The organism is Thioflexithrix psekupsensis (assembly GCF_002149925.1).
GTDB classification, from domain to species: domain Bacteria; phylum Pseudomonadota; class Gammaproteobacteria; order Beggiatoales; family Beggiatoaceae; genus Thioflexithrix; species Thioflexithrix psekupsensis.
Map to the genome: position 1 here is coordinate 634,225 of NZ_MSLT01000006.1, position 26,500 is coordinate 660,724.

A 26,500-nucleotide genomic window follows, 5' to 3' on the forward strand; every position below is an offset into this window, starting at 1 on the left:
TTTGCCATAGTTTGCCCTGACATTCGCAGAAACTCAGCTTAGAATTGCCCGCCTCATGGGATTTAATGCCCGCGCTTTATGGAAAAATCAAAGAAACAGAAACTGATGATGATGGCAAATTTATTGCCGTCTTTTTTGTGCCTTAATACCGCTATTTCGATTTTTTAAACAACATTTTATTCTTAAACAAGATAGCTATATTACATTAAGGAGCGCAGGACTTTGGGTTGGTCGGCTAAAAATCGCCAACGCGCTATCCCATCAAGCCAATAGAGAATTAATTTCTAATAACTTGATTTTTCTGCAAAAAAATATGAAAAGTATAACCACAGAAACGCTTAAACCCTCACCCATGATATTAAGTCTCTTAAATTTCATGGGCTTAGGCTTATTAACGGGAGTCACTTCCGCGTTATTACTCGCGCTTATTGTATTGCTTTTGACCGCAGCGGGTCAAGGTTAAAACAGTCGCTGTCGGGTGGGCATTGCCCGCCCGATTTACTTTAAACGCCAATAAATAATTTCACCGTTTTCTAAACGATAACCGATATGCACGGTTTTAAAATGACTTATTTTCGGTAAATCAAATTCGATAGTCAGCGGTAATTGTTCAAATGACATCGCCGCCGTTAATTCAGCCGTATCAACAGCGATCAGGTACCAATCATGACCATCAAAAGTATAAGCCTTGTCTGTTCTATCAACGGCAGAAAAAACAATGTCTCCACGTTGACCCCGATGCGCTTCAGAAACGGTTAATTGTACCCAATTAGAAAGGCGTTTTAAACAACTGTCTGAACGTGATGAGGTGAATAAAGAATAAGCATATTCTTTTCCTTCTCCACAGCTTAAATCCCGCGCAAAACGCACCCCCACCCCAATCACCACGCTGGGATCAAGTACCACGTTATCTCCCAGAATAACATGAGATAATTGGGTTTTTGGCAACACGGTGAGACCTTGTAATAAGGCAGGCGCAACCGGATCGCCTTGAATCACACCGCTTAAATAACCCCCCATTAATAGGCTATTGGGTTCAAAATGAACATCCGTAATTAATGCGGCCACGCGGCTGTTATTTTGAATGAATCCACCTAAATATCCTCCTTGTATCCGTTTGCCCACAAATTCTGCATCTCGGATGATGCCAGAATTCACAATTGTCCCTGATAATTTTCCGCCAATTAATAAGGCTGTTTCTGTTAATTGGGCGTTAATTAACCAACCGTTATTTTCTACTGGCGTACTGAATATCACATCGGCTACGGTTGTTGTTTTGGTGATTAAATCCGTGTGAATATTTTGCCAATACGCGTTACAAGAAATTTTTTGAACGGGCTGTGATTTACACACAGGGAGAGTTTGCACGATGTGTTTTGGCGTAGAAACTTCTGGAATGACCGTTTCTGGGATTTCTGGCGTAGAAACTTCTGGAATGACCATTTCTGGGATTTCTGGCGTAGAAACCTCTGGAATGACCATTTCTGGGATTTCTGGCGTAGAAATCTCTGGAATGACCATTTCTGGGATTTCTGGCGTAGAAATCTCTGGAATCACAGGATTTTCTTCAGAAACAGTGGGCAATGACTCTTCTTCTGTGACAACAGGCTCCGTCACCACTGGCGGAATAAATGGAGGCGGTTCTGTTTCAACAGGCAAGGCCGGAACAGTCGAAATTCCCGATTCTTCCGCCAAGGAAGGTTGTCTTTTATCCGTATCAAGCCCAACAGGTATACTGGGTTGAACCGTTGGTGGTAATTCGACGGGTGGCGGATTGGGCGTTGGACTTGGATGAATCACTTGACAAGCGGCGGTATGGGCTTGTGCTGTGATTTCGGTCGAATCACCGTCATCATTTGTGGCTTTAACGACATAATGATAAGTAGTATCACAAATTAAATCAGTGTGACGGTAATGGGTTAGATTGGCTGGTGTGGTATCGATCCAAGTTCCCCATTGATTTTCAAGAATAAATCCAGTTTCATTCTCACTTTGATCCGTCCAACTTAAATCAATTTGAGTCGCAGAAATCGCCGTAGCCACCAAATTCGTAGGCGCAACAGGTCTCAAATCCACCGGAATGGGCGGTGGAGGCGGCGGTAAAACAGGACAAGGCCAAGTGGTCGCACTGGCCGTGATTTCCTCTGAATCGCCATGGGCATTGCTGGCTTTAATCACGTAGTCATAGGTAGTGCCACAGCTTAAATCAGTATGACTATAAGTTTCTTCATCAGCATCAACCTGATAAATCAGCGAACCTGTCGCATTTTCTACCTTAAAACCCTCTTCATTATCACTGGTATCCGTCCAACTTAGATCGATTTGCTCAGGTGATATTGCATTAGCGGTCAATTCTTCCGGTGCAGACGGTGAACAAGGCAATGTTGTCGCACTGACTGCTACGGCGATGGAATTCCCTCCAATATTAGTGGCTTTAATCACGTAATCATAAGTTGTATCGCATTTTAAATCAGAATGTTCATAACGGGTGTCCATTCTCGCTGTAGTATGAATCAGGGTTGCGTCGGGACTTTCAATTTTAAATCCCGTTTGAACCCGATTGGCTTTGTTTATTTTCCAAGTGAGAGCGATTTGTGTACTTGAAATTGCTATGGCTTGCACAGTTTCGGGTGCAGGGGGAGGTGGCATATACAGTTTGGCGTTGGAAAAACCCACGCCCTCACTCCAATCACATCGGTAATATCCACCGCCGCCCGTGTGTTTAAAGTAATGCGTTCCGTATGTTAAATCCTGAGTCGGCGACTCAGCACAGGTCATATCAAATGAGTCAGCGCATTTTTTGGCAATAGTGGACGAGATAAATGTATTATTTTCTGTGTGATGTGTTTGTTCAGACACTACCTCATCGCCGGAAAAACAAGCACAAGTTGAGGTTTGATTGTCCACATCGGTGTAAACACGAGCGGATTGACAAAGACTGAGCGCGGCAAAACTCGTGTGTGACAAAATTAAGCCAGTTAAGGCGACACTGGATAAAGAAAGTATTTTTTTGGTGTTGGTTTGTTGTGGTAATAACTTGGTTCTATTTTTCATGATGCGTTATTTCTCAAGTGAGCTAGATCGTGTGCCTAGTGCATCGCAAAAAAAGACCCAGTGATGATCCTGACTTGAATTCCTATTATGGCAACCCAGAAAAATCATACTGTTTACATCAGTTATTACAAAAAACGCGATTTATTTGAATCGTAAGTTTTTACAAAAAATGTCATTAATGTGACATCAATGTGACATTCAAATCTTAAATAAGCATTAAATTTGTGTTAAAAAAACTTATTATTTCTATTTTTTATGATTGAAATATAAAAATAAACTTACTAAACAATAGTCTATGAGTGATACTTTTATGAAAAATGAGAAATGATAACAAGTCATTTTATAAATTAATTAGACTAACATTAAGGTAAAAAAATCAATTTATTTATAGGAAAAATTAAACATGTCAAAGAATACTTATTACAAATGATATGAATGATACGACCATTTTTTACAATCGCTTGGGATTGGCAACGGGGAGATTTCATTCGCTTTTCCTCTTTATCTCTATGAAAAAGGGGGGTTATATCATTTATCACGATCCAGAGGGGAATACCAAAATAGGGCTTGACAGCTTATTTTCGCGGGGGTAGATTTGCCTTCTGATTGGGACGTATTTTAAGTGCCTATCCCCTAAGTAATAAGGAAAAACATCTCGTTCCCACATGCCATGTGGGAACGCAGTCACGACGTGCCACGTCGAGAGTATAAACAAGGACAAAAACAGTGGGACGCAGCCGCTACAAAATTTATGACCAACAAGTCCCCCACTTTCTCACCTGCACCGTCAACGAATGGATACCCCTATTCACACGTCCCGTTACCACTCAAATTATCTTAGATTCATTGCGTTACCACCAGCGACATCAAAACCTACGACTATATGCTTATGTCATTTTAGAAAACCATTTGCACTGTATTATGCAAGCAGAGAATCTCGGCAAAATCATAAACAGCTTTAAAGCCCATACAGCAAGAGCTTTAATTGATTGTTTAAAACAACAACAAGCCAATAAAATCTTACAAAAATTAGCCTTTCACAAACGATTACACAAAAAAGACAGAGATTATCAAGTTTGGGAAGAAGGAAGTCATCCTCAACTCATTGAAAACGAAGCAATCTTGCGGCAAAAAATAGACTATATTCATTATAATCCAGTGAAACGTGGTTATGTAGATAATCCCACTGACTGGCGATATTCTAGTGCAAGAAATTATGCAAATAGGGAAGGCTTGATTCCTGTTTATACAGAATGGTGTTGATTCATGACGCGGCGCGTCTGGACTGCATTCCCACATGGCATGTGGGAACGAGGGGAAAGGGCTTTTTTACTTTTGTAACCCTTTAATAATATTGTATAAAGCTAATCTGTATTTGGGATCAAGATTTTGGAGTAATTTTAGTAGCTCCTCATCTGTAATTGGTTCATTTTTCTCGATTTCCACTCCGAATAGCAAAAACGCAGGTTCAACCCCTAATGTTTGTGCTACTTTCAGAGTATTTTCCATTGTAATAGCTCCCCCCTTTTCCCATTTGTAAACCGCTTGGACTTTCAAGCCTACGGCTTCGGCTAATTTGGCTGCGCTGATGCCTTTTTGTTGCATTAGCCCTTTTAATCGTTCTGCAAATGAACTCATGTTTTTTATTTTATCCTTATGGTTGACAAATAATAACTGTTAGTGTACCTTTTTATCCTTTCAGTTTCAATTACAATCTTGTTAAGAGGATATTCCTATGAAATTTGAAAATCTGTATTTTAATAGCGACACAAGCCGAAAAGATCGCAACTCGCTTATTTAAAACCTCCACCCCCCAAAAAATCCTCATCCACCCCCAAATCGTGTAAAATGAGCAGGTCAACTTGAATTTACCTCCACTCGCTCAAGGTTTCTGCTCAACAATGACCACCTCAACCGATACCTTCCATCATACCAATACAGACGACACCCTAGAACCCATCGCCATTATTGGCATGAGTTTACAAGTTCCCGGTGCCGATAATTTAGAACGCTTTTGGCAGAATTTACGCGATGGCGTGGAATCCATTACTTTTTTTGATGATGCCACCTTGCGTGCGGCTGGAATCGATGAAGCCACTTTACAACACCCAAATTACGTCAAAGCCTTTGGCTGGATCGACGGCATAGAACAATTTGATGCCGAATTTTTTAACCTCTCCGCCCGCGAAGCCCAAATATTAGACCCCCAACATCGCCTTTTCTTACAACACGCTTGGCACGTATTAGAACACGCCGGCTATGATCCCCATCACTACGATGGACGCATTGGCATCTACGCCGGCGCAGGCATGAATCACTACTTGCTGCACAACATTTTGCCGAATCCCGATGTGATTAATACGATTGGCGGTTGGTCAGTCGTCATGAGCAATGACAAAGATTTTATTCCGACGCGAGCCGCGTATCAACTTGACTTAATTGGGCCAAGTGCTTGTATTAGCACGGGATGTTCAGCTTCATTGGTGTGCGTGGCGATGGCCGCGCAAACGCTACTCAACAACCAAGCCGATATGATGATCGCTGGCGGCATCACCGTACAACTCACAGAACCCAGTGGCTATTGGTATCAAACAGGCAACATCATGTCGCCTGATGGTCACTGCCGCCCTTTCGACGCGCAATCACAAGGCACGCTGGATGCCAACGGAATTGGATTAGTCTTACTAAAACGCCTCAGCGATGCCATTGCTGATGGTGATACGATTCACGCCTTAATTCGGGGTTTTGCGGTCAACAACGACGGCGCGGACAAAATCGGCTACACCGCGCCCAGTATTGCAGGACAAACCGCTGTCGTCGCCGACGCATTAGAAATGGCCGGCCTCAGCGCAGACCACATCAGTTACATCGAAGCCCACGGCACCGCGACCCCACTGGGCGATCCCATAGAAGTCACCGCTTTAACGCAAGCCTTTCGCCAAAGTACCCAACGCCAGCGTTATTGTGCCTTGGGATCGGTGAAATCGAATGTTGGCCATTTAGACACGGCAGCAGGTGTGGCGGGTTTAATTAAAACCGTTCTCGCATTACAAAATGAAGCCATTCCGACTACATTGCATTATCAACAAGCGAATCCAAAAATTGATTTTGCCCACAGTCCGTTTTACGTCAATGCCAAATTACAACCGTGGCCGCGTCAAGCAGAAAATCCGCGCCGTGCGGGTGTGAGTTCGTTGGGAATTGGGGGAACAAATGCGCATATTATTCTCGAAGAAGCCCCCGCAATTACGCCTGATACAGATGGCGACAACGACACGCCTCGCGTATGGCAACTACTTTGTCTTTCGGCTAAGACCGAAACCGCATTACAACAAGCGACTGAACGCCTCATAGAACACCTGATCGCCCATCCAGAACAGCCACTGGCCGACATGGCTTACACTTTATCTGTATGACGACATCCGTTTGCTTATCGTCGCGTGATACTTTGTCGAGATCACAATGAAGCGGTTCATGCGCTACAAACGCAAAACCCACAACGTGTATTTACGCAGCACGTGACACAAAACACTTCCGTGGCGTTTTTATTTCCCGGCATGGGCGCGGAATACTTGGGCATGGCTAATACCTTATATCAACAAGAGCCGTTATTCCGCGAGGCTGTAGAAGATTGTTTAGTACATTTGCGCCCGTTGGGCATTAATTTGACCGACTTAATCAGCAGTCACAACCCCAGTGATGGATTACAAGGTATTCCTTATCGTCATGCGCCTGTAGCCTTATTTGTTGTGGGTTACGCGCTGGCTAAATTTTGGCAGCGGTGCGGCGTAGAACCTGCGGCCATGTTAGGATACAGCGGTGGCGAATACACGGCAGCGTGTTTAAATTACGTATGTAGTCTTGAAGCCATGTTGACCATCATGGTGATCAGCGGCCAGACCATGGAAACCTTATCCGAAGGGGCATTATTGGCCGTGGCTGCGCCAGAACAGCAAGTCAAAGAACAACTTAACGGAGATTCATTAAGCATCGCGGCGATCAATGGCCCCTTACAATGCGTGGTCGCAGGCACAGTAGAGGCGATTGAAGCATTAAGCACCCGTTTACAACAAGCCAATATCCCCTGCCATCGCGTACCGGGACAGCGGGCGTTCCATTCTTCCTTAGCCGAGCCATTGGCTGCCAGATTACACAGCGCATTTCAAAACGTATCCTTACACGCGCCCCAAACCGCGTGGCTGTCGGGTGTGACAGGGCAATGGATTACGCCGCAAGAAGCCACTGATCCGCGTTATTATGCGGAAAAAATCACCTTAAAACCCGTGCGTTTTGCCGACAGTGTAACTCCGTTATTGAGCGAGCCTGATTTATTATTATTAGAAGTGGGGCCGGGGCAAGTGTTGACTCCTTTGGTGTTGCAACATCCAAAATGGTCACGAGAACAACGGGTTATCGCGTCGCAACTGGATCCGCGCTATGGTCAATCGGAACATGCGGCTTTATTGACGGCTTTGGCGAAATTGTGGTTATCGGGGGTTGACATCGATTGGCAGGGCTTTTTTGCGTTGGAGTCGCGTCGTCGTTTGCCGCTCCCCACGTATCCCTTCCAAACGCAACGCCACTGGATCGATCCCAAGCCATTAACCCCCACTTCTGTCACACAACAGCAGACCAAAAAGAAGACAAACATCAGTGATTGGTTTTACGTACCGACTTGGCAACGGATCGCCTTATCTCCTGCGCCTCTTCCGCCTGCGGACAATGAACGTTGGTTAATTATTGGCAAGGCAAATGTGGCTATTTCTTTGTATAAACAGCTAAAAAGCCGCGGTTGTGCAGTAATTTGGGGGCAATTTGGCACAGAATTTAGCAAAATGAGCGCGGAATGTTATCAAATTGGGCTTGATGATCCCCAATCGTACTTTAAACTGTGTCAAAACATGGCTGAACAGGGCTTTATTCCCACCCATATTGTGCATACAGGCTTAGTGAACAGCCCAAAAGGCGCGGGATTGGCGTATGGTTTTTACAGTGTGTTATACCTCATGCAAGCCCTGACACAACAATGGATAGGCGAAGCCGCACGCCTACATGTGTTGAGTAACACCATGCAATCTGTGCTGGGAACGGAATCGTTAGTGATTGAAAAATCAGCCGTTTTAGGCTTACTCAAAGTGATTCCCCAAGAGTTTAGCCATTTGATTTGTAGTAGTCTTGATCTGGATGGCGAAGGCGCAGATGTGGATTGTATTGCACAAATTCTTGATGAATGCCGCAGCTCTCATTCTCGTCGTACTGTTGCCTTACGTGCGGGACATCGCTGGGAGCAGCACGTGACTGCGGTATCACTTCCTGTTGCACAAAACAGCGAGGGGCTGAAACAAGACGGTGTTTACCTTATCACGGGCGGTTTAGGGCGCATTGGCTTGTTATTAGCAGAATTTTTAGCAGAGCGGGTTCACGCCAAATGTGTGCTATTAAGCCGTAGAACTTTACCTGACTCTTCGCAATGGACTGATTATTTAAGTAAAAATAAACCCGATGATCCCAATTATCAAGTGATCACTCGTTTGCAAAATATTCGATCTTTGGGCGGGGATTACGAATTGATGACAGGAGATGTGGCCGATACGCAAGCCTTACAACAAGCCATTTCTCAAGCTAAACAACGTTTTAAGCGACTTGATGGTGTGTTTCATGCGGCGGGACTGGTGGGAGATGAGTCCATTCGCTTAATTGCCCAAACGGATCGGGATTATTGTGAAAAACATTTTCAAGGTAAATTATACGGTATTTTGGCTTTATCTCAAGTTTTACGTGATGAACCCATTGATTTTGTGATGCTTTTTTCTTCTCTGTCTTCAATATTAGGTGGCTTGGGTTTTGGCGCGTATGCGGCGGGGAACTGCGTTTTAGATGCGGTTGCCCAGCAGTGTGACACAAAAAATCATTGGTTAAGCGTCAATTGGGATGGTTGGGCGTTTGAAACACAAGAACACGACAGCGGCAAAGTCGGTGCCAGTTTAGAAGCCTTAGCCATGCAGTGCCATGAAGGCTTAAAAGCCTTGCAAACGGCTCTTTTATACAAAAATCATCGACAACTGATTGTTTCAACAGGTGATTTAAACTCACGTATTTCACAATGGGTAGAAACGGATACGAGTGACGCGGGCGCGATTTCTTTTGACACGACGGCAAAAAATAATCGCCCGCATTTAATGACCGATTATCACGCGCCACGCGATGACATTGAAGCCAATATGGCGCGATTATGGCAGGGATTATTAGGCATTGATCCAATTGGCATTTATGATAATTTCTTTGAATTGGGTGGCAATTCATTATTAATGACGCAATTGATCACCCATATTCGCAAATCATTCCATATTGAATTGTCATTAACCGATTTATTTAACGCGCCTTTTGTTGCTGATATGGCTGAACAAATTAAAACATTACGCGGAGAAAAGCCTGATCGTTCTCTCGACAATAACGATTGGGAAGAGGGAGAATTATAGAAAAATTCTTCATTATTTCAGGGGGCGCATTGCGTCCCCATTCATAGCGAAATTTAGAATTAACGATCCCCTTCATAAGATTGCGTTGTCGTAAATTCAGGATAGGCTTCAATACCACATTCGGCTATATCAATCCCTTCGCGTTCATCGTGTTCAGACACGCGCAGCCCCACCGCTTTTTTAATTAACCACCAAACCAATAAACTAACGCTAAATACCCATAACATAATGGTTAATAAGCCTAAAAATTGCGTGGTAAAATGAGCCGTCGCGCAAGAAAATGGCACTGCCATAATTCCCCAAATACCTGATACTCCATGCACGGAAATTGCGCCTACGGGATCATCAATTTTTAATTTATCTAAAAGCAATATAGATGAAACAGCACATAAACTGCCCATGCCACCAATAAAAGTCGCCATTAACGGCGAAGGCGTATCAGGACTGGCCGTAATCGCAACCAATCCCGCTAATGCACCATTTAAAATTAACGTTAAATCGGCTTTACCAAATAAAATCCGCGCAAAAAATGTTGCCGTAATAACGCCACCCACTGCGGCCATATTAGTATTAACAATAACGGCCGCAACGGTATTGGCATCCATAATCGATGCAATGGCTAATTGTGAGCCACCATTAAAACCAAACCAACCAAACCATAAAATAATCGTCCCCAATGTCGCTAAAGGTAAATTCGCACCGGGCATGGGGCGGACACGCCCATTCGGCAAATATTTACCCAAACGCGGACCTAAAAGTAACACTCCTGCCAATGCCGCCGTCGCGCCCACCACATGTACCACCGCTGATCCCGCAAAATCAATAAAACCCATTTGTTGTAAAAAACCACCCCCCCAATGCCAAAAACCTTGAATCGGGTAAATAAATCCCGTCATCACCACCGCAAAAAATAAAAATGCCCATAAACTCATGCGTTCAGCCACCGCACCCGATACCACCGACATCGCCGTGGCCACAAAAACCACCTGAAAAAAGAATTCCGCCCGCAAAGAATAAAGCGGCGCATTCTCCCCCCACTAAACACTTGACCCACATCATGTTCATTTCCCAATAAAAAACGTAAAGTCGGCCAAATTTCGCCCTGATAGGCTTCACCGGGAAACATCACGTTATAACCCACTATCATGTAAACAAAACAAGCCAACGCATATAAGGTTACATTTTTAGTCAAAATTTCTACGGTATTTTTAGCCCGCACTAAACCCGCTTCTAACATGGCAAATCCCAACGCCATAAACATCACTAAAATGCCTGCACCCAGCACATATAAAGTGTTCATTGCATATTTTAATTCCACCATTATTAACTCTCCGTATTAATAATAAAATTGTGACTACTATAGCAAAATTAATCGATCATACGACACCTGCTTGTGCTAACATTTGTCTGACTCTGAATTTGACCCAATCCCACCCTTTAGCCTTCAAGCCTACTCACTCAATATGGACAAAGCAGAATCTAACCCCGTCGAAACTGTCGAAAAAACTTCTCCCTGTGATGATCTATGCGCCCATTATCGCTGTGATGCGGGCTTTGATGAAATGTGTCAAAACGGGGATGAAATCCGTCCCTATTGGGAGTATTTAATTCGTTCGTTGAAAATTCTTGGACGCGATGAATTAGAACGTCGCTCACAAGAAGCCCGGCGATTAATGCGTGACAACGGAGTCACTTATAATATTCTCGGTGATCCGCAAGGTTTAGACCGGCCTTGGCAGTTAGACCCTATCCCTTTGCTGATCAACAGTGAAGAATGGGGAGGCATTGAACGAGGTCTGGCACAGCGGGCTGAATTGATGAATCTGCTCTTAGCTGATTTGTACGGAACGCGGCAAGTTTTGCGTAAGGGCTTAATTCCCGTAGAATTAATTGCGACACATCCGGGTTTTTTGCGTCCTTGTGTGGGCATTCAATACCGTAAACGGGATCGTTTACCGCTTTATGCAGCGGATTTGATTCGCACCAGTGATGGTCAATTTTGGGTGTTGGCTGACCGCACGCAAGCCCCAACCGGCGCAGGTTATGCCTTAGAAAATCGTTTGGTGATGTCGCGGATATTACCCAGTTTATTTCGGGATTCGCATGTTCACCGTTTGGCCTTATTTTTTCGCACCTTACGCAATACATTAGCCGCAATGTCAGCGCGGGATGATCATCGTATTGTTGTATTGAGTGCGGGGCCAACCGATGAAAGTTATTTTGAACATGCTTATTTGGCCAAATACTTAGGTTATACCTTAGTGCAAGGCGCGGATTTAACGGTGCGTGATGGCCGGGTGCGTTTAAAAACGTTGGATGGTTTGCAACCGGTGGATGTGATTTTGCGGCGGGTTGATGATTTTATGTGCGATCCGCTGGAGTTGCGTCCAGATTCGTTTCAAGGCGTTGCGGGTTTGGTGCAGGCGATGCGCATGGGGAATGTGTCATTAGCCAATCCGTTGGGCAGTAGTTTGTTGGAAAATCCCGGTTTATTGGCGTATCTCCCGCAATTGGCGCGGCATTTTTTAGGCGAAGATTTACATTTGCCCTCGCCGCAAACGTGGTGGTGTGGAGATCGTCTGTCTTTGCAACATGTGCTGGCGAATATGGATAAATTGGTGATTAAACGCATCGCCCATTTACCCAATAAGCCCGCTGTGCGCGGACGTTTACTCAGCAGCAAGCAACGGGAATTGTTGAGTGAACAAATTAAAGCCCAGCCCACTTGGTTTGTTGGTACGGAAGAAATGACTCGCGCCACTGCTCCCGTATTTGTTAATGGCCGTTTAGAGCCGCGCCAAATGATTTTGCGTAGTTTTTTGGTGTCCAATGAACAAGGTTATGTGGCGATGCCCGGTGGCTTGACGCGGGTGATGTCCTCTGACGAAAGTGCCATGATCACCAGTCAAAGCAGCGGTATTAGTAAAGATACGTGGGTTTTGGCTTCTGAACCAGAACGAGAAGTGACCCTGCTCAATCCCGCCAGTGAAGCCCGTGTGGTGTTTGAATCACAAGGAGAATTGCCCAGCCGCGTGGCGGAGAATTTATTTTGGTTGGGACGCTATGCCGAGCGGGCAGAGGGAACAATTCGCTTATTGCGTGCCGTGTTGTTATCGTTATCAGAACCTTATGATTTTCCTGCAGCGCAAAATCACGCTTGTTTGCATACTTTATTGCGTGCCGTGACGTATTTGACGGAAACTTACCCCGGCTTTATCGGTGATGAAACTCAGCTAAAAAATCCAGAAACTGAATTACTCTCCGTTTTCCTAGATAAAAATCGTTTAGGCAGTTTGTCTTCGACGTTACAGGCGTTGTTAAATGCGGCTTATTCGGTGCGGGAGCGGGTGTCTCCTGATATGTGGCGCGTGATTAATAATATTCATGAGGAATTGTCCGCGTTGCAACGGGAAACGTCGTTGCAATTGAGTGATGTTTTACAGGAATTAGATAATTTAATTATTTCGCTGGCTGCATTTTCGGGCATGAGCGTGGAAAGCATGACGCATGAGCAAGGATGGCGATTTTTAATGTTAGGGCGTGCGTTGGAGCGCAGCCATTACACCACCAATTTATTACGCGCCACCTTATCCACGGTGAATAGTGATGAATCGACGTTATTAGAGCATTTATTAAATATCACGGATAGTTTATTAACTTATCGGCGGCGTTATCGTTCGCATTTACAAGTGAATGCCACTTTAGAATTATTATTGCAAAGCGAATTTAATCCGCGTTCTATTGGTTTTAATTTAAAACGGTTGCGCGAATATATTAAAACGCTGCATCGAGAAGAGGAAAATCCTTATCACTATGCGGAAGGTCGCTTGATTTTGGAGGCCTTGACACAAGTTCGTTTAAGTGTTGTCGATGTGTTGGCCAAACCTTCGGAAGATCAATTTCGACGCGATTTGGATCAATTATTGGTGCGTTTGGGGCGTTTATTACCGGGTTTATCCGATGCCATTACGAACAGTTACTTTAGCCATGCGGAGCAACCGCGTCAATTAGTCGGCTTGGCCGCAGAGGTCAGTACGGAAGAAGCAGAAGAAATTTAAAACCTCAGTTCCATTAAGGAGAATGTCATGTTAAACAAATTAAGAAAAACCAGTAGTTATTTAAGTGCGGTTATTTTCTTAGGCAGTTGGACTTTTCCCGTGTATGCTGCGGATGTTAACTTGATTGTGACGGGAATCACGCAAATGACAGGACAAGTACGAGCCGCGTTATTCGACAAAGCAGAGTCATTTCCCAATCGCCTCACCGACAGCGTACAACGACAAGCCGTAGCAGTGACGACGGGCGAGGCGGCTTTAACATTTAGTGGTGTTGTTGCGGGGACTTATGCGATTGCTGTTTTTCATGATGCCAATAATAACGGTGTATTAGATCGGAATTTTGCGGGCATTCCTACTGAGTTGTATGGTTTTAGCAACAATGCCCGCTCTACGTTGGGTTCACCACGGTTTGCGCAAGCGGCGTTTACCGTGGAAGAAGAGAATGTGGAAGTAGAGATTGACGTAAAATAAAAGACGTTGGCGTGATTATTTGCCTTTAACGTGTTTCATTAAACGCTTACGCCGTCTCATTTGACGAGGAGTGAGCATATTTTTACGCCCTGCGAAGGGGTTTTCGCCTTGTTTCACTTCTAAACGCAATGGCGTACCTTCGAGTTTAAACGTGTCTCGAATGACATTAAGCAAATAACGTTGATAAGCGTCTGGCATGGCATTGACTTGGTTGCCATGAACGACAAAAGTCGGGGGAAAAGTACCGCTTTGGTGCATAAATCGCGGTTTAATACGTCGCCCCCGCACCAATGGCGGCGGATGCGCTATCACCGCTTGTTCTAACAATTGATTTAAGCGTGAAGTGGCAATTTGTTCACTGGCCGATTGCCACGCCCGATTCACCGACTCGAATAATAAGCCCACACCACTGCCATGCAGCGCGGAAATAAAATGAATTTTCGCAAAATCAATAAAATGCAGTTTACGACTAAGTCCATGACGCACTTGTTCGCGTTGGTAAGGAGTCAAACCGTCCCACTTGTTCACCGCAATCACTAAACCACAACCCGCTTCAACCACTTCGCTTAATAAATTGGCATCCTGATCCGTAATGCCTTCTTGTGCGTCGATCAGTAAAACCACCACATCGGCATCTTCAATCGCCTGTAAGGTTTTGACAATACTGAATTTTTCAATGGTCTCATGTACTCTGGCACGTCGCCGCACTCCCGCAGTGTCGATCAAGGTGTAATTTTGTCCATCACGGGTTAATGGGACATAGATGCTGTCACGAGTGGTACCGGGTTGATCGTAAGTGATCACCCGCTCATAACCAAGTAGGCGATTGACCAGCGTGGATTTACCCACATTCGGCCGTCCCACAATGGCTAAATGAATACTGTCTGTATCCTCATCAAACACCGCCGCAGCCGGTAATGGGCGATCTTCTAAACCATCATCGGGTAAATCTTTTAAAATCGTTTCGATCAAATCTTGTACGCCATGACGGTGCGTAGCTGAAATGGCAAAGACCGAAGCAAAACCCAATTCATAAAATTCCGCACTGGCCGTGGCATTGTTCAAATATTCGGTTTTATTGATGGCAAGGTAAACAGGCTTATTCGCTGAACGTAAACGCTGGGCAATCAATTCATCAGCAGCCGTTAATCCTTGACGGGCATCGACAATAAATAAAATGGCATCAGATTCGCTGATTGCCACATCTACTTGTTGGCTGATGTGTGTGACAATCACTTCTTCTGTCTCGGCCAAGCCTCCCGTGTCAATGACAAAATAGCTTTGTTCGTCAAAACGCCCACGCCCAAATTTGCGATCTCGCGTCAAACCGGGCTGATCGGCAACCAACGCATCTCGACTGCGCGTCAGGACATTAAACAAGGTAGATTTGCCAACATTCGGTCGGCCAACAAGAGCAATAACAGGCAACATGGTGGGAGAGGTACTCGATTAATTCAATAAGGTTTCAATGGTAGATATATTAATATTCTACACATTTTTTTGTATTTTTAGCTAAGTCGTGAGATAAATGAAATTATCATGATATAGTAAAGTGAGATCGTTCATAACATTTTTTATCTCGTTGCCTCATTCCCGCATGGCATGTGGAGACGAGGAAAACCTTCTTAATCATTCCCCCATCTCCCGCAAAACCCCTACCGTCTCCACACTCACCACGCAAATTTTCCCTAATAAATCAATCACTTGTTCTTTATCAGGTAGAAAAGAAAAATCAAGCCGCTGTGTTTACAACATGAGCAGCTATAATGTCGTGTAGCAGTACCCTTCACGCTTCCTTTTCGATGAAGACTACATCAGTTTGACGGATATGGTCAGTGGCTTTGATGGAGGGTCAACACTTATCGAGGCATGGCTTCGTAATAAAAATACCGTTGAATTTTTAGGCATTTGGGAAAAGTTAAACAATCCTAATTTTAACTCCCTCGAATTCGATGGAATTAAATCGCAAGCAGGACTGAACAGATTCACTTTATCAGTAAAAATGTGGGGGCAGCGCACTAATGGCATTCGCATGTTGATATTATTGGTGCATGACGGCTTACGCCTTATGCACCCTACTTCACTAAAGATGGGATAATCAGGAAATCATTGCCCCAATTCTTCCAATGTTTTAAGCCAATCATTAAATAACGGGCAGGCATCACGCATCTCTTGTATGCCGATAGCCTCAGCAATGGCAATACCTGTAGTCGTTTTTTTAAAACGGGTAGATAGCTTTGCTAGTCTTTTGGAAGGCGCGGTCTCAACATCGTCATTGATTTTTTCTGGCTCACCACATTGCTCAAGAATCTTATCTATTTCCGCTTGCTGTACAGCCAATTTTTCCGCCAAACAAGCGGCATCACTGAAGTAGAGTGCTTCGAGTTCGTGCATAGAAACGTAGGGAATGAAACGTGTTTCTGGACGATAATCTGAAAAGAGGTTTTGCACTTTTTTTGCTGTCGCCTGCATCATGATGTTGGCTTTTGCGCGGTGATCTGCTGCTTTTTTCGACTCATTATAACCCGGCCAATCCGAATCAATGCCATAGTAATCAATCAACAGCGTTATCCAAGTACCCCGTTGTTGTTTCAAGTGATTCCCGATGTCGTTTTTAGCACGTGCGAATTTAACATCTCCCCCTTTTTCTCCGGATTTGCTCAAAATAATGGGGGTCAGATACACAGCATATCCCGCTAAATAAGGTGCCAGCAGTTTCTTTACAAATAGCTGCTCTGTTGGCCCCTCGACTAACACAATTACTTCCGTATAATTACTCGTCATTGCTGCCTCCCTGAATCACATTTTTAGTCCAGAGTTCACCAATCGAGTATTCTTCCAGCCATACGCTGAAATCTTCGGCTTGCAATCGCTCAAAGGTAGATTGCCCCTCTTTGCGGTTCACCACAAGGATGTCTTCAATTGCAAACTGATCTATCAGTAACGGCGACTGGGTAGCAACAACAATTTGGGTACGCTTGGCAGCATCGGTGATGAGTTCGCCCAGAATGCGGATGGCTTCAGGATGCAAGCCCAATTCAGGTTCGTCAATCACGATAGTTGATGGCGGGGAAGGCTGCAAAAGTGCCGTTGCCAGACAAATAAAACGGATAGAACCGTCTGACAGATGATATGGCTGCATGGGAAAATCAGAGCCTTTTTGATGCCAGCTTAACTTAACCTTTTCCGCTTCGCCAAATTGCATAATATCTAGTTTGAAATCATCGAAAAATGGAATAATTAAGCGAGTTGCATCAACGATTTCCTGATAACATTTCTGATCTTGTTCGTTGGTTTTCAGCTTTAACAAAAACGGTGCGATATTGCTGCCGTTGTGACGAAGATACTTGTTATCTTCGACAATCTCCGAACGGCGCATGGGTGCGGTTACGCTGGTGTCGTGGAAGTGATACACCATCCAATTTGAAATGGATTTGTAAACAAAATAGCCCACACCATTCCCATGATCTGTAGCGGCATTTTCATCGCACTTATCATATAAGCGGCTTTCTTGAGAGGGAGTACCGTAAGAATGCGTGTTATATTTGAAATTCTGTCTTTCTTCACTAATTAGAAAGGTCTCATTAACGGTAGGAGTCAATTCACAACGATAGAAGTTTGAACCTTCGGCATGATCGCTGTGCGACTGGAACTCAAATTTTAGCTTGATTGCCGATGTGTGCTTAAGTCCGTTGTGCAAAAAATTATCTGCGCCGCCGTTTTCCAGAATGAATTTCTGAAAATTCTTCTGCGTCATCGCCATCAGCAACTTAAAAATTTGCACGAGATTACTCTTACCCGCACCATTTGCACCGATAATGATATTCAAATCACGAAATTCCAACTTCTCTAATTCTCGAATGGATTTAAAGCCGCTAATGCTGATTTTTTTGATTGCGCCTTTCATGTGTTTTTAGGTTCTTCCTTATAGGTTAGTTTTCAATTTCTTCAATCAATCCCACCGTCCCCACACTCACCGCGCAAACTTTCCCCAACAAATCAATGACTTGTTCTTTATAATCGGCAAAGCGATAAGTATTGAATTTTTCTTTTATTGTTGGGTCTTTTGGGGTTTTTTCTTTGTATTGGTCTAAAACCCATTCTAATGCCGAGCGATTCCCCAATTGATATTGCCATGCCATGGCTGGAATATCTTTTAATTGGGTTTCGCTGTCGATTTCGATTAAATGATTTGTTTTATCGGCTTTTAAGCGGACTTTATTGGTTTTGCTTGGCGTGTCGATTCGGGTGAATGGATAGGGCGTTATTTTCTCAAAATTCACGTGTAAATTCATGAGTTTTTCTCCCCACGTTGCCCATTTGTAAAAGTCGGCATAAAACGGAATGCGCGGGAATTCTTGTTTTAAATTGAGCGCAAATTTTTCTCGATAAGCAGGATAATGCAGCACCGCATAAACATAGTGAAATATATTTATTTTTTCAATGCCCGTGTTTTGGTAATGTTGACGGAATTGGTTTAATGCCCAATCGGTTATGTTTTCTTGACGTGAGCCGTCTTTGGCGTAAATGTAAAGGGGTAAACATTGGGTTTTTTCAAGTAAATCAAGACAAGGTACAATTGAAATTGCTAAGGCTTGAAAAAGTTTTGAAAATGAGCCGCCAGAAATAGTTATAGTTAAATTTTCAAAACAAGCATTAACACCAACAATATTTTCCCATTGATATGTTCTTCCATTAAAATGCTTATCAAAATAAAACCACTTTTTAATAAAAGGTCTATAAACAGATTCTATTAACTTTTCTGCTTCAAAAGTTTTATCTATTTGTCTATTTGCATAGCTAGTTAATTCCGCATCCCATTTAATATTAAATTTATCCTTAAAATCAGAATTTTTTAGCGTTTTTTGGTAAATATCGACAAAATAATGTATTTTGGCTTCTAAATCCTGTTTTGAAAAATCATAAACCCATTCATCACGATGCGTTTTAACACCACTGGAAAACAACTTAAAAACAGCCTTTTCACTTTCCCCTGTTTTTACATCTTTATTGGCAATCGGTAAATAATCCGTCCAATCCTCTGTCGGTTGATTTAACCATAAATTCTGTGCATTCGGGCGAATGAAAGCAAATTGTCCCGTTTTGGCTAATTTTTCTAAATAATTATTTCTTAACCAATTGCGTTTTTCAACAGCGGGCAAAAAATCATCTAAAGTTAAATAATGAATTTTACAGCCATTTAAAGCAGGATTTTTAACAAAAAAATAAATGGCCACGCCTACGCGAATTTTATCATCAAAAACATTTCCGCCTTCGGCTTTTCTACGTTCTCCGCTGGTGCGTGCATTTCCTTTTAAATTAATAATCCAAATTTCTTGGAATTCTTTAGTGACAATTTTACGAAATCCATCAAATACTTTAGCATCAATAAAAGAGGAATTGCTAATAAAAGCAACAATTCCTTTTTCTCCCAATCTATCTGAAGCCCAGCGAAAAAAACGCACATACATATCATAAATCACAATTTTATTTTGCGCTGTGCCTTCATAAATATAAGTGTCTTTAATTCGCTGATCAATTTGCTGATAAAATTCATTTGCATTTTGAAAATTATAATTTTCTTGTTTTGCGTTATAAGGCGGATTTCCAATAATCACAGGAATCTTGCGTTTATTTTGGGCTTGAATGCGCAAATGATTCTCATCCGTTAAACTGCCGAATAAATCATTAATGCCCCCTTTATGAGTTTGTTCAAAGCCGACATTATCCAATGTATTAACGAAACATAAGCCCTTAAATTCCTGCCATTGATTCGTTATATCATAAAAAGTTTGTTCAATATTTAAACACGCAATATAATAAGATAAAATAGACACTTCATTGGCATGAACTTCCTGCGCAAATTTACGCATTAAATCCTGATGTTGACCGCGCCAAAAATCCAATAAATCAACAATAAAAGTTCCCGTTCCCGTGCAAGGGTCTAAAATATCTAAATCCTTATCAATCAAAAACTTATCAAAATGCTCCCGCGCCAACCAATCACAACCCGAAATAATAAAACGCACCGCTTCTTGTGGCGTATAAACAATGCCTAATTTATCGGCATCTTTAGGATTATAAGCCGTGTAAAAATCTTCATAAACTTGTTTTAAAAACGTCTGTTTTTCTTGCGAAGTCACCGTACTGGCGGCCGCTTGACGAATCGCCGCAAAATAAGGCTCTAAATGTTTTAATAAATTCATTCTGGTTTCACCGCGAAAAAAATATTTTTCTAATTCGCCAATAGAAACCGCTAAATGATTTTCTCGATGAAAATTAGAATCAGGAAACACCGCACGAAAAATCTGATCCGTTAAAATATGTTGAATCAACATTTCATCGACATGATTCTGCGTGACATTCTGCCCAATGGAGCGTTGACATAAGGCTAAAAATTGCTGTGCTTGTTGATGAAATTGAGGATTATTTAAATGCGCTTGTTCTAATAACTGAATTAAGGCTTGAGAAACTGCGGGCAATTCGCTCAAAAACTTATCCCGTGCCACGCGAAAATTTTGCACCTGTGGCAATTCATAATCAAAGAAATGCGTTAATAATTTCTCAAAAGATTTTGCATTTTCAATGGGCGTGCGAAACACTTCCTGATTATTTTGCAATAAAACTGCGGTGCGCGTATCTTCAAAAATAATATTATCGGCAGGATAACCTTTAGCCAATTTAAGCGCAATTTCCGCGTCTAAATCATCTTTTTCATCCTTCGCCTCCCACCACCCATGCACCAAACGCAAACGGTCAATGACTGCGCCATCAATGCGCAAATTCCCCGTTATTTTTTTCAATGGATATTCCGCTAAAACAATTAACTGATGTTCTTCAGCAATATTTTTTAATAAATTTTCAAAAGCGCGGCGCAAATTTCCTTCATTTTCCCCACCCGCAATGCGGCGTAAATCATCTAATTCGCGGTAATAAGCGTGAATGGTGTGTTGCATAAATTGAATTCCTTGATAATTTTTTTGTTAGAATTAGAATTTATCTCGTTCCCACAAGTTTGTGCGGTCGTGACGCGGCGCGTCTGGACTGCGTTCCTACATGGCATGTAGGAACGAGATAAAAGGGAAAATTCTGTTTAATGAATGACTTATGCGAGAAACTAAAACCGTGTTAAACGCAATCCAACATAACATGAGCCGCGAAAAATATCTTATTTTAGATCAACAATCTGATCTCAAGCATGAATTTTATCAAGGCGAAGTTTTTGCCATGTCGGGTGGGACATTCAATCATGCCACTATTGCCAGAAATATATTGGCACAACTATTTGCTCAATTACGCGGTTCCCCTTGTCAGCCCATGAACAGCGACATGCGCATTCATACGCCTGCGGGTTTGGATACTTATCCTGATATTTCAGTCTATTGCGGAGAACCTGAATTAACAGACAATCAATGTTCTTTGTTGAATCCAGTGATAATTATTGAAGTTTTATCGCCTTCGACCCGTAGTTATGATCGGGGTGATAAGTTTATGTTATACCGCTCTATTTCTGTGTTGCTGGATTATGTTTTAGTCGATTCAGAGCAAGTATTAGTAGAACATTATCGACGCACTGAAAACAACGAATGGATACTACATGAATATCGAGATGTGCAAGAAAGTGTTTATTTACAGAGTATTAAAGACCATTTATTACTGATAGATATGTATGAATCTGTTAAATTTCCTTAATTTTTGAGGGGCGGTAGAAATGCAGAAATTCTGAACAATTTTAATGACTTCCCCCATTTTCACTTATCAACCTGCAATTTTCTATCTAATGTTTTGCGAGAAATGCCCAAACGTCGGGCTGCTTCTGATTTATTGCCTTGACAGCGGGATAGCATCCACGTTAAATAACTTTTTTCTAATTCTGATAAAGGCATTTCATGCGCTTGATATTCATCATTAAAAACCGTTTTCGCTGCGGTAACTATCGACGGCGATGGGGTAATGCTTTGCGATTCTAAAAAACAATCATCAGGCAATTTTCCGAGTAATAAAGAGCGTTCAATAATATTTTTTAATTCCCGCACATTCCCTGGCCAATGATATTGTTGTAATTTAGCCATATCCTGATAACTCAATGGCAATTGCGCCACGCCTAATTGACTGGCTAAAGTCTCCGAAAAATAACGCGCTAATAATGCCAAATCTTCCAACCGCTCCCGCAACGGTGGCACGGTCAACGTTAAAATATTTAAACGATAAAATAAATCTTCGCGGAATTGTCCTGTTTTTACCGCTTCAATTAAGCGTCGATTCGTTGCGGCAATAATTCTGGTATTCACAGGAATTTCTTGATCCGCACCGACAGGGCGAATGGTTTTATGTTCTAAAGTGCGCAATAATTTAGTTTGCATGGCCAATGGCATTTCGCCAATTTCGTCTAAAAATAATGTGCCTTGTTGGGCGTAATGAAATAATCCTTCTCGATGTTGATGCGCATTAGTAAATGCACCGCGTAAATGGCCAAATAATTCGCTTTCTAATAACTCATTAGAAATTGCCCCACAATTCACCGCAACAAATGCCCCTGTTCTCTGACTTAATTGATGAATTGCACGCGCCACCAATTCTTTTCCTGTTCCTGTTTCTCCTTCAATTAAAATAGTCGAAGGAGTTGGCGCAATGCGACGAATCACTTGACATAATTGTTTAATTTTTTCACTCTGTCCCAAAATGCCTTCTAAGCGATAAAAATCCTCCGCTTGACGACGCAATAAATAATTTTCTCGTTGCATTGATTGATGTTGCAAATTGCGCTGCACCGCGGCCACAATTTGCGCCATACCAAACGGCTGAATAAAAAAATCCACCGCCCCCAAACGCAAAGCCCGCAAAGCCAATTCTACACTGGTATTTGCGGTAGTAAAAATAACAGCGGTATTGATGCCTTGTTCACGCAAATGATGCAGCCAATTAATGCCTGTATCGGGTGATTTTTCTTCTAACTCAATTACTATTAAATCAAAATGGTAACGTTTTCTTAATGCCTCAGCCACTTGAATATTAATAGCGGTTTCTAAAAACGCACATAAAGGATTTAAATGATGTTGTAATAAATGCCGCGTTTCTGCTTCTTGCTGCACTAAAAGAATGGCGAAAGGATAAGCCTTTTGTTCTGCGGTTTCTAAGGGAGAAAAAGAAGGGGGAGACATGGCGATTTCTCGTTAATATCCCCACGCCAGCGCATGGGGATAAGGATAAAAAAATGAGACTCAAGAAATATTGCGCAATAATTCATTTAAACCGACTTTACCGCGGGTTTTTTCATCAACCTGTTTCACAATCACCGCGCAATATAAACTATATTCGCCATTTTCCGACGGTAAATTGCCAGAAACGACCACCGATCCAGGGGGAATATAACCATAAGTAATTTCTTTAGTTTCACGGTTATAAATACGGGTACTTTGTCCCAAATAAACACCCATAGAAATCACCGAACCTTCACCGACAATAACCCCTTCAACCACTTCCGAACGCGCACCAATAAAACAATTATCTTCAATAATCGTCGGCGTGGCTTGCAACGGTTCTAACACGCCGCCAATCCCCACGCCCCCCGACAAATGCACATTTTTACCAATCTGCGCACATGATCCCACCGTCGCCCACGTGTCAACCATCGTGCCGCTGTCCACATAAGCCCCAATGTTCACATAAGACGGCATTAACACCACATTAGGCGCGATATACGCCCCATGCCGCGCCGTCGCAGGCGGCACCACGCGCACGCCACGCTCTTGAAATTCGCGTGAATTCATGTCGGCAAATTTGGAATGCACCTTGTCGTAATAATTGGTAAAACCCCCCTTAATAAAATAATTATCCTCAATACGAAATGACAACAATACCGCTTTCTTTAGCCACTCATTAACGATCCATTGTCCTTGCTGTTTCTCTGCCACACGCAATGCACCGCTATCGAGTAAATCCAAGGTTTCATCTACCGCTTCTTTCACCTCCCGACTCACATAACGCGGACTCAATTCATTACGCTGTTCAAACGCTTGTTCAATAATCGTTTTTAACTCGTTCATTGTTTTCCCTTTAAAAAAAATTGGAATAGAAAATAAAAATCTACGAGAGCAGATTTTAAAAATTAACGGCTGCCTTCTTTTAAAGACTGGGCATCTACCGCGGCTAAAATACTTAAATTCACCACGCCTCGCGTGGTGACAACGCGACTTAAAATGTGATAAGACTGTTTCATTCCCAATAAAATAGGGCCAACCGATACGCCATTGGCTAATGCTTTTAAGGCATTAAAAGTAATGCTGGCCGCATCTTGATTGGGCATCACCAATAAATTGGCCGAGCCGCGTAATGGCGATTTAGGATATAAACGATTGCGAATAGATTCGATTAATGCCGAATCGGTCTGCATTTCCCCATCACATTCTAAATCAGGCATCATTTGATGAATTAAATGCAAGGCTTGACGCATTTTTAATGCCGACGGCGTATCACTGCTGCCAAAGTTAGAATGGGATACTAAAGCCACTTTAGGCGTAATTCCCAAACGCATGACTTCATTGGCGGCCATGATGGTCATTTCGGCCAATTGTTGCGCGGTCGGCTCGTAAGTGACTGAGGTATCAAGCACAAAATAAGTTCCCTCATCTAAAATCAACATTTGCATGGCCGCCGCGCTGGAAACATCATCACGTAAGCCAATCAAATTTAAGCCATTTTTCAAATGCTCCGCAAAAGAACCCACTGGCCCCGCCAACAAGGCATCCGCTTCACCCAAATGCAGCAACAAAGAGGCAAGAATGGTTGTGTTACTGCGCACCAACACATCTGCTTCCGCCGGCCAAACACCTCGCCGTCCCATTAAATCATGATATAATTCAGCCAGTTGTGCATGACGATCATAATTTTGCGGATCGATTAAACGAAAATCAACATCAGGGCGAATATGTAAACGCAGTTGTTTAATACGCTGACTGATGATTTTATGTCGTCCGACAAGAATCGGTTTAGCGCAACCTTCATCAATCAACACTTGTACAGCACGAATGACACGCGGGTCTTCCCCTTCGGAGAAAATTAACCGTTGAGGATTTTCGCGGGCGCGGATAAAAATACCCTTCGTCACGTTGGCCGAACGGAACATAAATTGCGCTAACCATTGGTTATAACTCTCAAAATCCTTAATGGGTCGCGTGGCCACGCCGCTGTCCATCGCCGCTTTCGCCACAACAGGCGGCACCACCGCAATCAAACGCGGATCGAACGGTTTGGGAATAATGTAATCCGCACCAAATTCCAACTCCTGCCCCGCATACGCATTGGCTAACACTTCAGAAGCATCCGCAGAAGCCATATTGGTTTTATCGGTGGTCACCAAATCGGCCAAAGCCCGCACACACGCCAAACGCATTTCCTGATTAATTTGCGTCGCGCCCACATCTAATGCGCCACGAAAAATAAACGGAAAACATAACACATTATTCACTTGATTTGGATAATCAGATCGCCCCGTGGCAATGATGGCTTTAGGTCTCACTTTACGCGCTTCTTCCGGCATAATTTCAGGGACAGGATTCGCTAAAGCTAAAATTAACGGTTCTTCAACCATATTATCCAGCATTTCTGGTTTTAATACGCCCGCGACCGATAAACCTAAGAAAATATCCGCGCCCGTCAAGGCTTCGCCTAAAGTGCGATGCGGCGTATCAACGGCATATTGGGCTTTGAACGGATCCATGTGTTCGCTACGGCCTTGATAAACCACGCCTAAACTGTCAGTAATAATAATATTCTCTTTGGCAATGCCCAAATTCACCAATAAATCCAAACACGCTAAAGCCGCTGCACCCGCACCTGAAGTGACTAATTTCACTTGATCAATTTGCTTATTTTGCAAACGCAAAGCATTTAAAACCGCCGCCCCCACACAAATCGCCGTTCCATGTTGATCATCGTGAAAAACAGGAATGTTCATTCGCTCTTTTAATCGCTGTTCAATAATGAAACATTCTGGCGACTTAATATCTTCTAAATTAATCGCGCCAAAAGTCGGTTCTAAACTGGCGATAATATCGATTAATTTTTCGGGGTTTTTCTCACTCACTTCTAAATCGAAAACATCGATTCCCGCGAATTTTTTAAATAAAACCGCTTTGCCTTCCATGACGGGTTTTGCCGCTAAGGGGCCAATATCGCCCAAACCCAACACCGCAGTGCCATTACTGATCACCGCGACTAAATTGGCGCGTGCGGTGACGGTCGCGGCTTCACGCGGATCGCGTACAATTTCCCGACACGCCGCAGCCACCCCCGGCGAATAAGCCAATGCCAAATCGCGTTGATTGGCTAAGGGTTTGGTGGCTTGAATTTCTAATTTACCGGGCTTGGGATTGCGGTGATAATACAGTGCATCCGCACTTAAATCGTCGGACATGATCACTCCTTTAGGGTGTCCTT

17 protein-coding genes and 1 pseudogene are annotated in these 26,500 nt (G+C 43.1%); 8 read left to right on the forward strand and 10 right to left on the reverse strand.

What is annotated here, in order from left to right; translation table 11 throughout:
- The first annotated feature begins 313 nt into the window (after positions 1-313).
- On the forward strand, positions 314-463 hold the full coding sequence (locus tag TPSD3_RS17435) for a hypothetical protein (RefSeq protein ID WP_176329714.1): 150 nt from the start codon (positions 314-316) through the stop codon (positions 461-463).
- A 35-nt stretch (positions 464-498) separates the two neighbouring features.
- On the opposite strand, the gene TPSD3_RS04000 is transcribed toward TPSD3_RS17435, so the two are convergent.
- Positions 499-3,054: a fibronectin type III domain-containing protein gene (locus TPSD3_RS04000; RefSeq protein ID WP_086487285.1), complete on the reverse strand. Its 2,556-nt coding sequence runs from the start codon at positions 3,052-3,054 to the stop codon at positions 499-501.
- A 726-nt stretch (positions 3,055-3,780) separates the two neighbouring features.
- On the opposite strand from TPSD3_RS04000, the gene TPSD3_RS18295 reads away from it, so the two are divergent.
- Entirely contained in the window at positions 3,781-4,317 is a 537-nt protein-coding gene (locus TPSD3_RS18295) for an REP-associated tyrosine transposase (protein ID WP_086487286.1), read from the forward strand.
- 66 nt (positions 4,318-4,383) lie between these two features.
- Here the strand turns inward: TPSD3_RS18295 and TPSD3_RS04010 are convergent, their stop codons facing one another.
- Complete coding sequence (locus tag TPSD3_RS04010) at positions 4,384-4,692, reverse strand: helix-turn-helix domain-containing protein (protein WP_086487287.1); 309 nt, start codon at positions 4,690-4,692, stop codon at positions 4,384-4,386.
- A 263-nt stretch (positions 4,693-4,955) separates the two neighbouring features.
- On the opposite strand from TPSD3_RS04010, the gene TPSD3_RS04015 reads away from it, so the two are divergent.
- Together TPSD3_RS04015 and TPSD3_RS04020 are read left to right on the forward strand one after the other, a co-directional pair.
- Positions 4,956-6,470, forward strand: coding sequence for a type I polyketide synthase (locus TPSD3_RS04015; protein WP_086487288.1), 1,515 nt, complete (start codon positions 4,956-4,958; stop codon positions 6,468-6,470).
- A gap of 24 nt (positions 6,471-6,494) precedes the next feature.
- The gene (locus TPSD3_RS04020; protein WP_086487289.1) at positions 6,495-9,533 is read left to right on the forward strand and encodes an SDR family oxidoreductase; all 3,039 of its coding nucleotides are present in this window, start codon (positions 6,495-6,497) and stop codon (positions 9,531-9,533) included.
- A gap of 59 nt (positions 9,534-9,592) precedes the next feature.
- Here TPSD3_RS04020 and TPSD3_RS04025 read toward each other — a convergent pair.
- A pseudogene (locus TPSD3_RS04025) lies at positions 9,593-10,854 on the reverse strand (ammonium transporter).
- Between the two features lie 142 nt (positions 10,855-10,996).
- On the opposite strand from TPSD3_RS04025, the gene TPSD3_RS04030 reads away from it, so the two are divergent.
- Complete coding sequence (locus TPSD3_RS04030) at positions 10,997-13,591, forward strand: circularly permuted type 2 ATP-grasp protein (RefSeq protein ID WP_086487290.1); 2,595 nt, start codon at positions 10,997-10,999, stop codon at positions 13,589-13,591.
- A gap of 27 nt (positions 13,592-13,618) precedes the next feature.
- The gene (locus TPSD3_RS04035) at positions 13,619-14,062 is read left to right on the forward strand and encodes a DUF2141 domain-containing protein (RefSeq protein ID WP_086487291.1); all 444 of its coding nucleotides are present in this window, start codon (positions 13,619-13,621) and stop codon (positions 14,060-14,062) included.
- A gap of 15 nt (positions 14,063-14,077) precedes the next feature.
- On the opposite strand, the gene der is transcribed toward TPSD3_RS04035, so the two are convergent.
- Complete coding sequence (gene der / locus TPSD3_RS04040) at positions 14,078-15,493, reverse strand: ribosome biogenesis GTPase Der (protein ID WP_086487292.1); 1,416 nt, start codon at positions 15,491-15,493, stop codon at positions 14,078-14,080.
- 382 nt (positions 15,494-15,875) lie between these two features.
- On the opposite strand from der, the gene TPSD3_RS04045 reads away from it, so the two are divergent.
- A complete protein-coding gene (locus TPSD3_RS04045) occupies positions 15,876-16,160 on the forward strand; it encodes a KilA-N domain-containing protein (protein WP_280938409.1) in 285 nt (94 codons plus the stop codon).
- A gap of 8 nt (positions 16,161-16,168) precedes the next feature.
- On the opposite strand, the gene TPSD3_RS04050 is transcribed toward TPSD3_RS04045, so the two are convergent.
- The 3 genes from TPSD3_RS04050 to TPSD3_RS04060 are packed head-to-tail and all read right to left on the reverse strand — an operon-like array spanning position 16,169 to position 21,018.
- A complete protein-coding gene (locus tag TPSD3_RS04050) occupies positions 16,169-16,846 on the reverse strand; it encodes a DUF4276 family protein (protein ID WP_086487294.1) in 678 nt (225 codons plus the stop codon).
- Positions 16,836-17,969, reverse strand: a complete 1,134-nt coding sequence (locus TPSD3_RS04055; RefSeq protein ID WP_086487295.1) for an AAA family ATPase — start codon at positions 17,967-17,969, stop codon at positions 16,836-16,838. The genes TPSD3_RS04050 and TPSD3_RS04055 overlap by 11 nt, the downstream gene beginning before the upstream one ends.
- A gap of 25 nt (positions 17,970-17,994) precedes the next feature.
- Entirely contained in the window at positions 17,995-21,018 is a 3,024-nt protein-coding gene (locus tag TPSD3_RS04060) for a type ISP restriction/modification enzyme (RefSeq protein WP_086487296.1), read from the reverse strand.
- A 151-nt stretch (positions 21,019-21,169) separates the two neighbouring features.
- On the opposite strand from TPSD3_RS04060, the gene TPSD3_RS04065 reads away from it, so the two are divergent.
- Entirely contained in the window at positions 21,170-21,754 is a 585-nt protein-coding gene (locus TPSD3_RS04065) for a Uma2 family endonuclease (RefSeq protein ID WP_086487297.1), read from the forward strand.
- A 59-nt stretch (positions 21,755-21,813) separates the two neighbouring features.
- Here the strand turns inward: TPSD3_RS04065 and TPSD3_RS04070 are convergent, their stop codons facing one another.
- The 3 genes from TPSD3_RS04070 to TPSD3_RS04080 form a co-directional block, all read right to left on the reverse strand.
- Positions 21,814-23,223 (reverse strand): sigma-54-dependent transcriptional regulator, encoded by a 1,410-nt coding sequence (locus TPSD3_RS04070; protein WP_086487298.1) that lies wholly within the window; start codon positions 23,221-23,223, stop codon positions 21,814-21,816.
- Positions 23,224-23,283: 60 nt separating this feature from the next.
- Positions 23,284-24,108 (reverse strand): 2,3,4,5-tetrahydropyridine-2,6-dicarboxylate N-succinyltransferase, encoded by an 825-nt coding sequence (gene dapD, locus TPSD3_RS04075; protein WP_086487299.1) that lies wholly within the window; start codon positions 24,106-24,108, stop codon positions 23,284-23,286.
- Positions 24,109-24,170: 62 nt separating this feature from the next.
- Complete coding sequence (locus TPSD3_RS04080) at positions 24,171-26,477, reverse strand: NADP-dependent malic enzyme (protein WP_086487300.1); 2,307 nt, start codon at positions 26,475-26,477, stop codon at positions 24,171-24,173.
- Between the last annotated feature and the right edge of the window lie 23 nt (positions 26,478-26,500).

Excerpts from the sequence above, each read along its gene's own strand:
- TPSD3_RS17435 (WP_176329714.1), top strand. The coding sequence starts at position 314 with ATGAAAAGTATAACCACAGAAACGCTTAAACCCTCACCCATGATATTA.
- TPSD3_RS04000 (WP_086487285.1), bottom strand. The coding sequence starts at position 3,054 with ATGAAAAATAGAACCAAGTTATTACCACAACAAACCAACACCAAAAAA.
- TPSD3_RS04010 (WP_086487287.1), bottom strand. The coding sequence starts at position 4,692 with ATGAGTTCATTTGCAGAACGATTAAAAGGGCTAATGCAACAAAAAGGC.
- TPSD3_RS04015 (WP_086487288.1), top strand. The coding sequence starts at position 4,956 with ATGACCACCTCAACCGATACCTTCCATCATACCAATACAGACGACACC.
- TPSD3_RS04030 (WP_086487290.1), top strand. The coding sequence starts at position 10,997 with ATGGACAAAGCAGAATCTAACCCCGTCGAAACTGTCGAAAAAACTTCT.
- TPSD3_RS04035 (WP_086487291.1), top strand. The coding sequence starts at position 13,619 with ATGTTAAACAAATTAAGAAAAACCAGTAGTTATTTAAGTGCGGTTATT.
- der (WP_086487292.1), bottom strand. The coding sequence starts at position 15,493 with ATGTTGCCTGTTATTGCTCTTGTTGGCCGACCGAATGTTGGCAAATCT.
- TPSD3_RS04050 (WP_086487294.1), bottom strand. The coding sequence starts at position 16,846 with ATGACGAGTAATTATACGGAAGTAATTGTGTTAGTCGAGGGGCCAACA.
- TPSD3_RS04055 (WP_086487295.1), bottom strand. The coding sequence starts at position 17,969 with ATGAAAGGCGCAATCAAAAAAATCAGCATTAGCGGCTTTAAATCCATT.
- TPSD3_RS04060 (WP_086487296.1), bottom strand. The coding sequence starts at position 21,018 with ATGCAACACACCATTCACGCTTATTACCGCGAATTAGATGATTTACGC.
- TPSD3_RS04065 (WP_086487297.1), top strand. The coding sequence starts at position 21,170 with ATGCGAGAAACTAAAACCGTGTTAAACGCAATCCAACATAACATGAGC.
- TPSD3_RS04070 (WP_086487298.1), bottom strand. The coding sequence starts at position 23,223 with ATGTCTCCCCCTTCTTTTTCTCCCTTAGAAACCGCAGAACAAAAGGCT.
- dapD (WP_086487299.1), bottom strand. The coding sequence starts at position 24,108 with ATGAACGAGTTAAAAACGATTATTGAACAAGCGTTTGAACAGCGTAAT.
- TPSD3_RS04080 (WP_086487300.1), bottom strand. The coding sequence starts at position 26,477 with ATGTCCGACGATTTAAGTGCGGATGCACTGTATTATCACCGCAATCCC.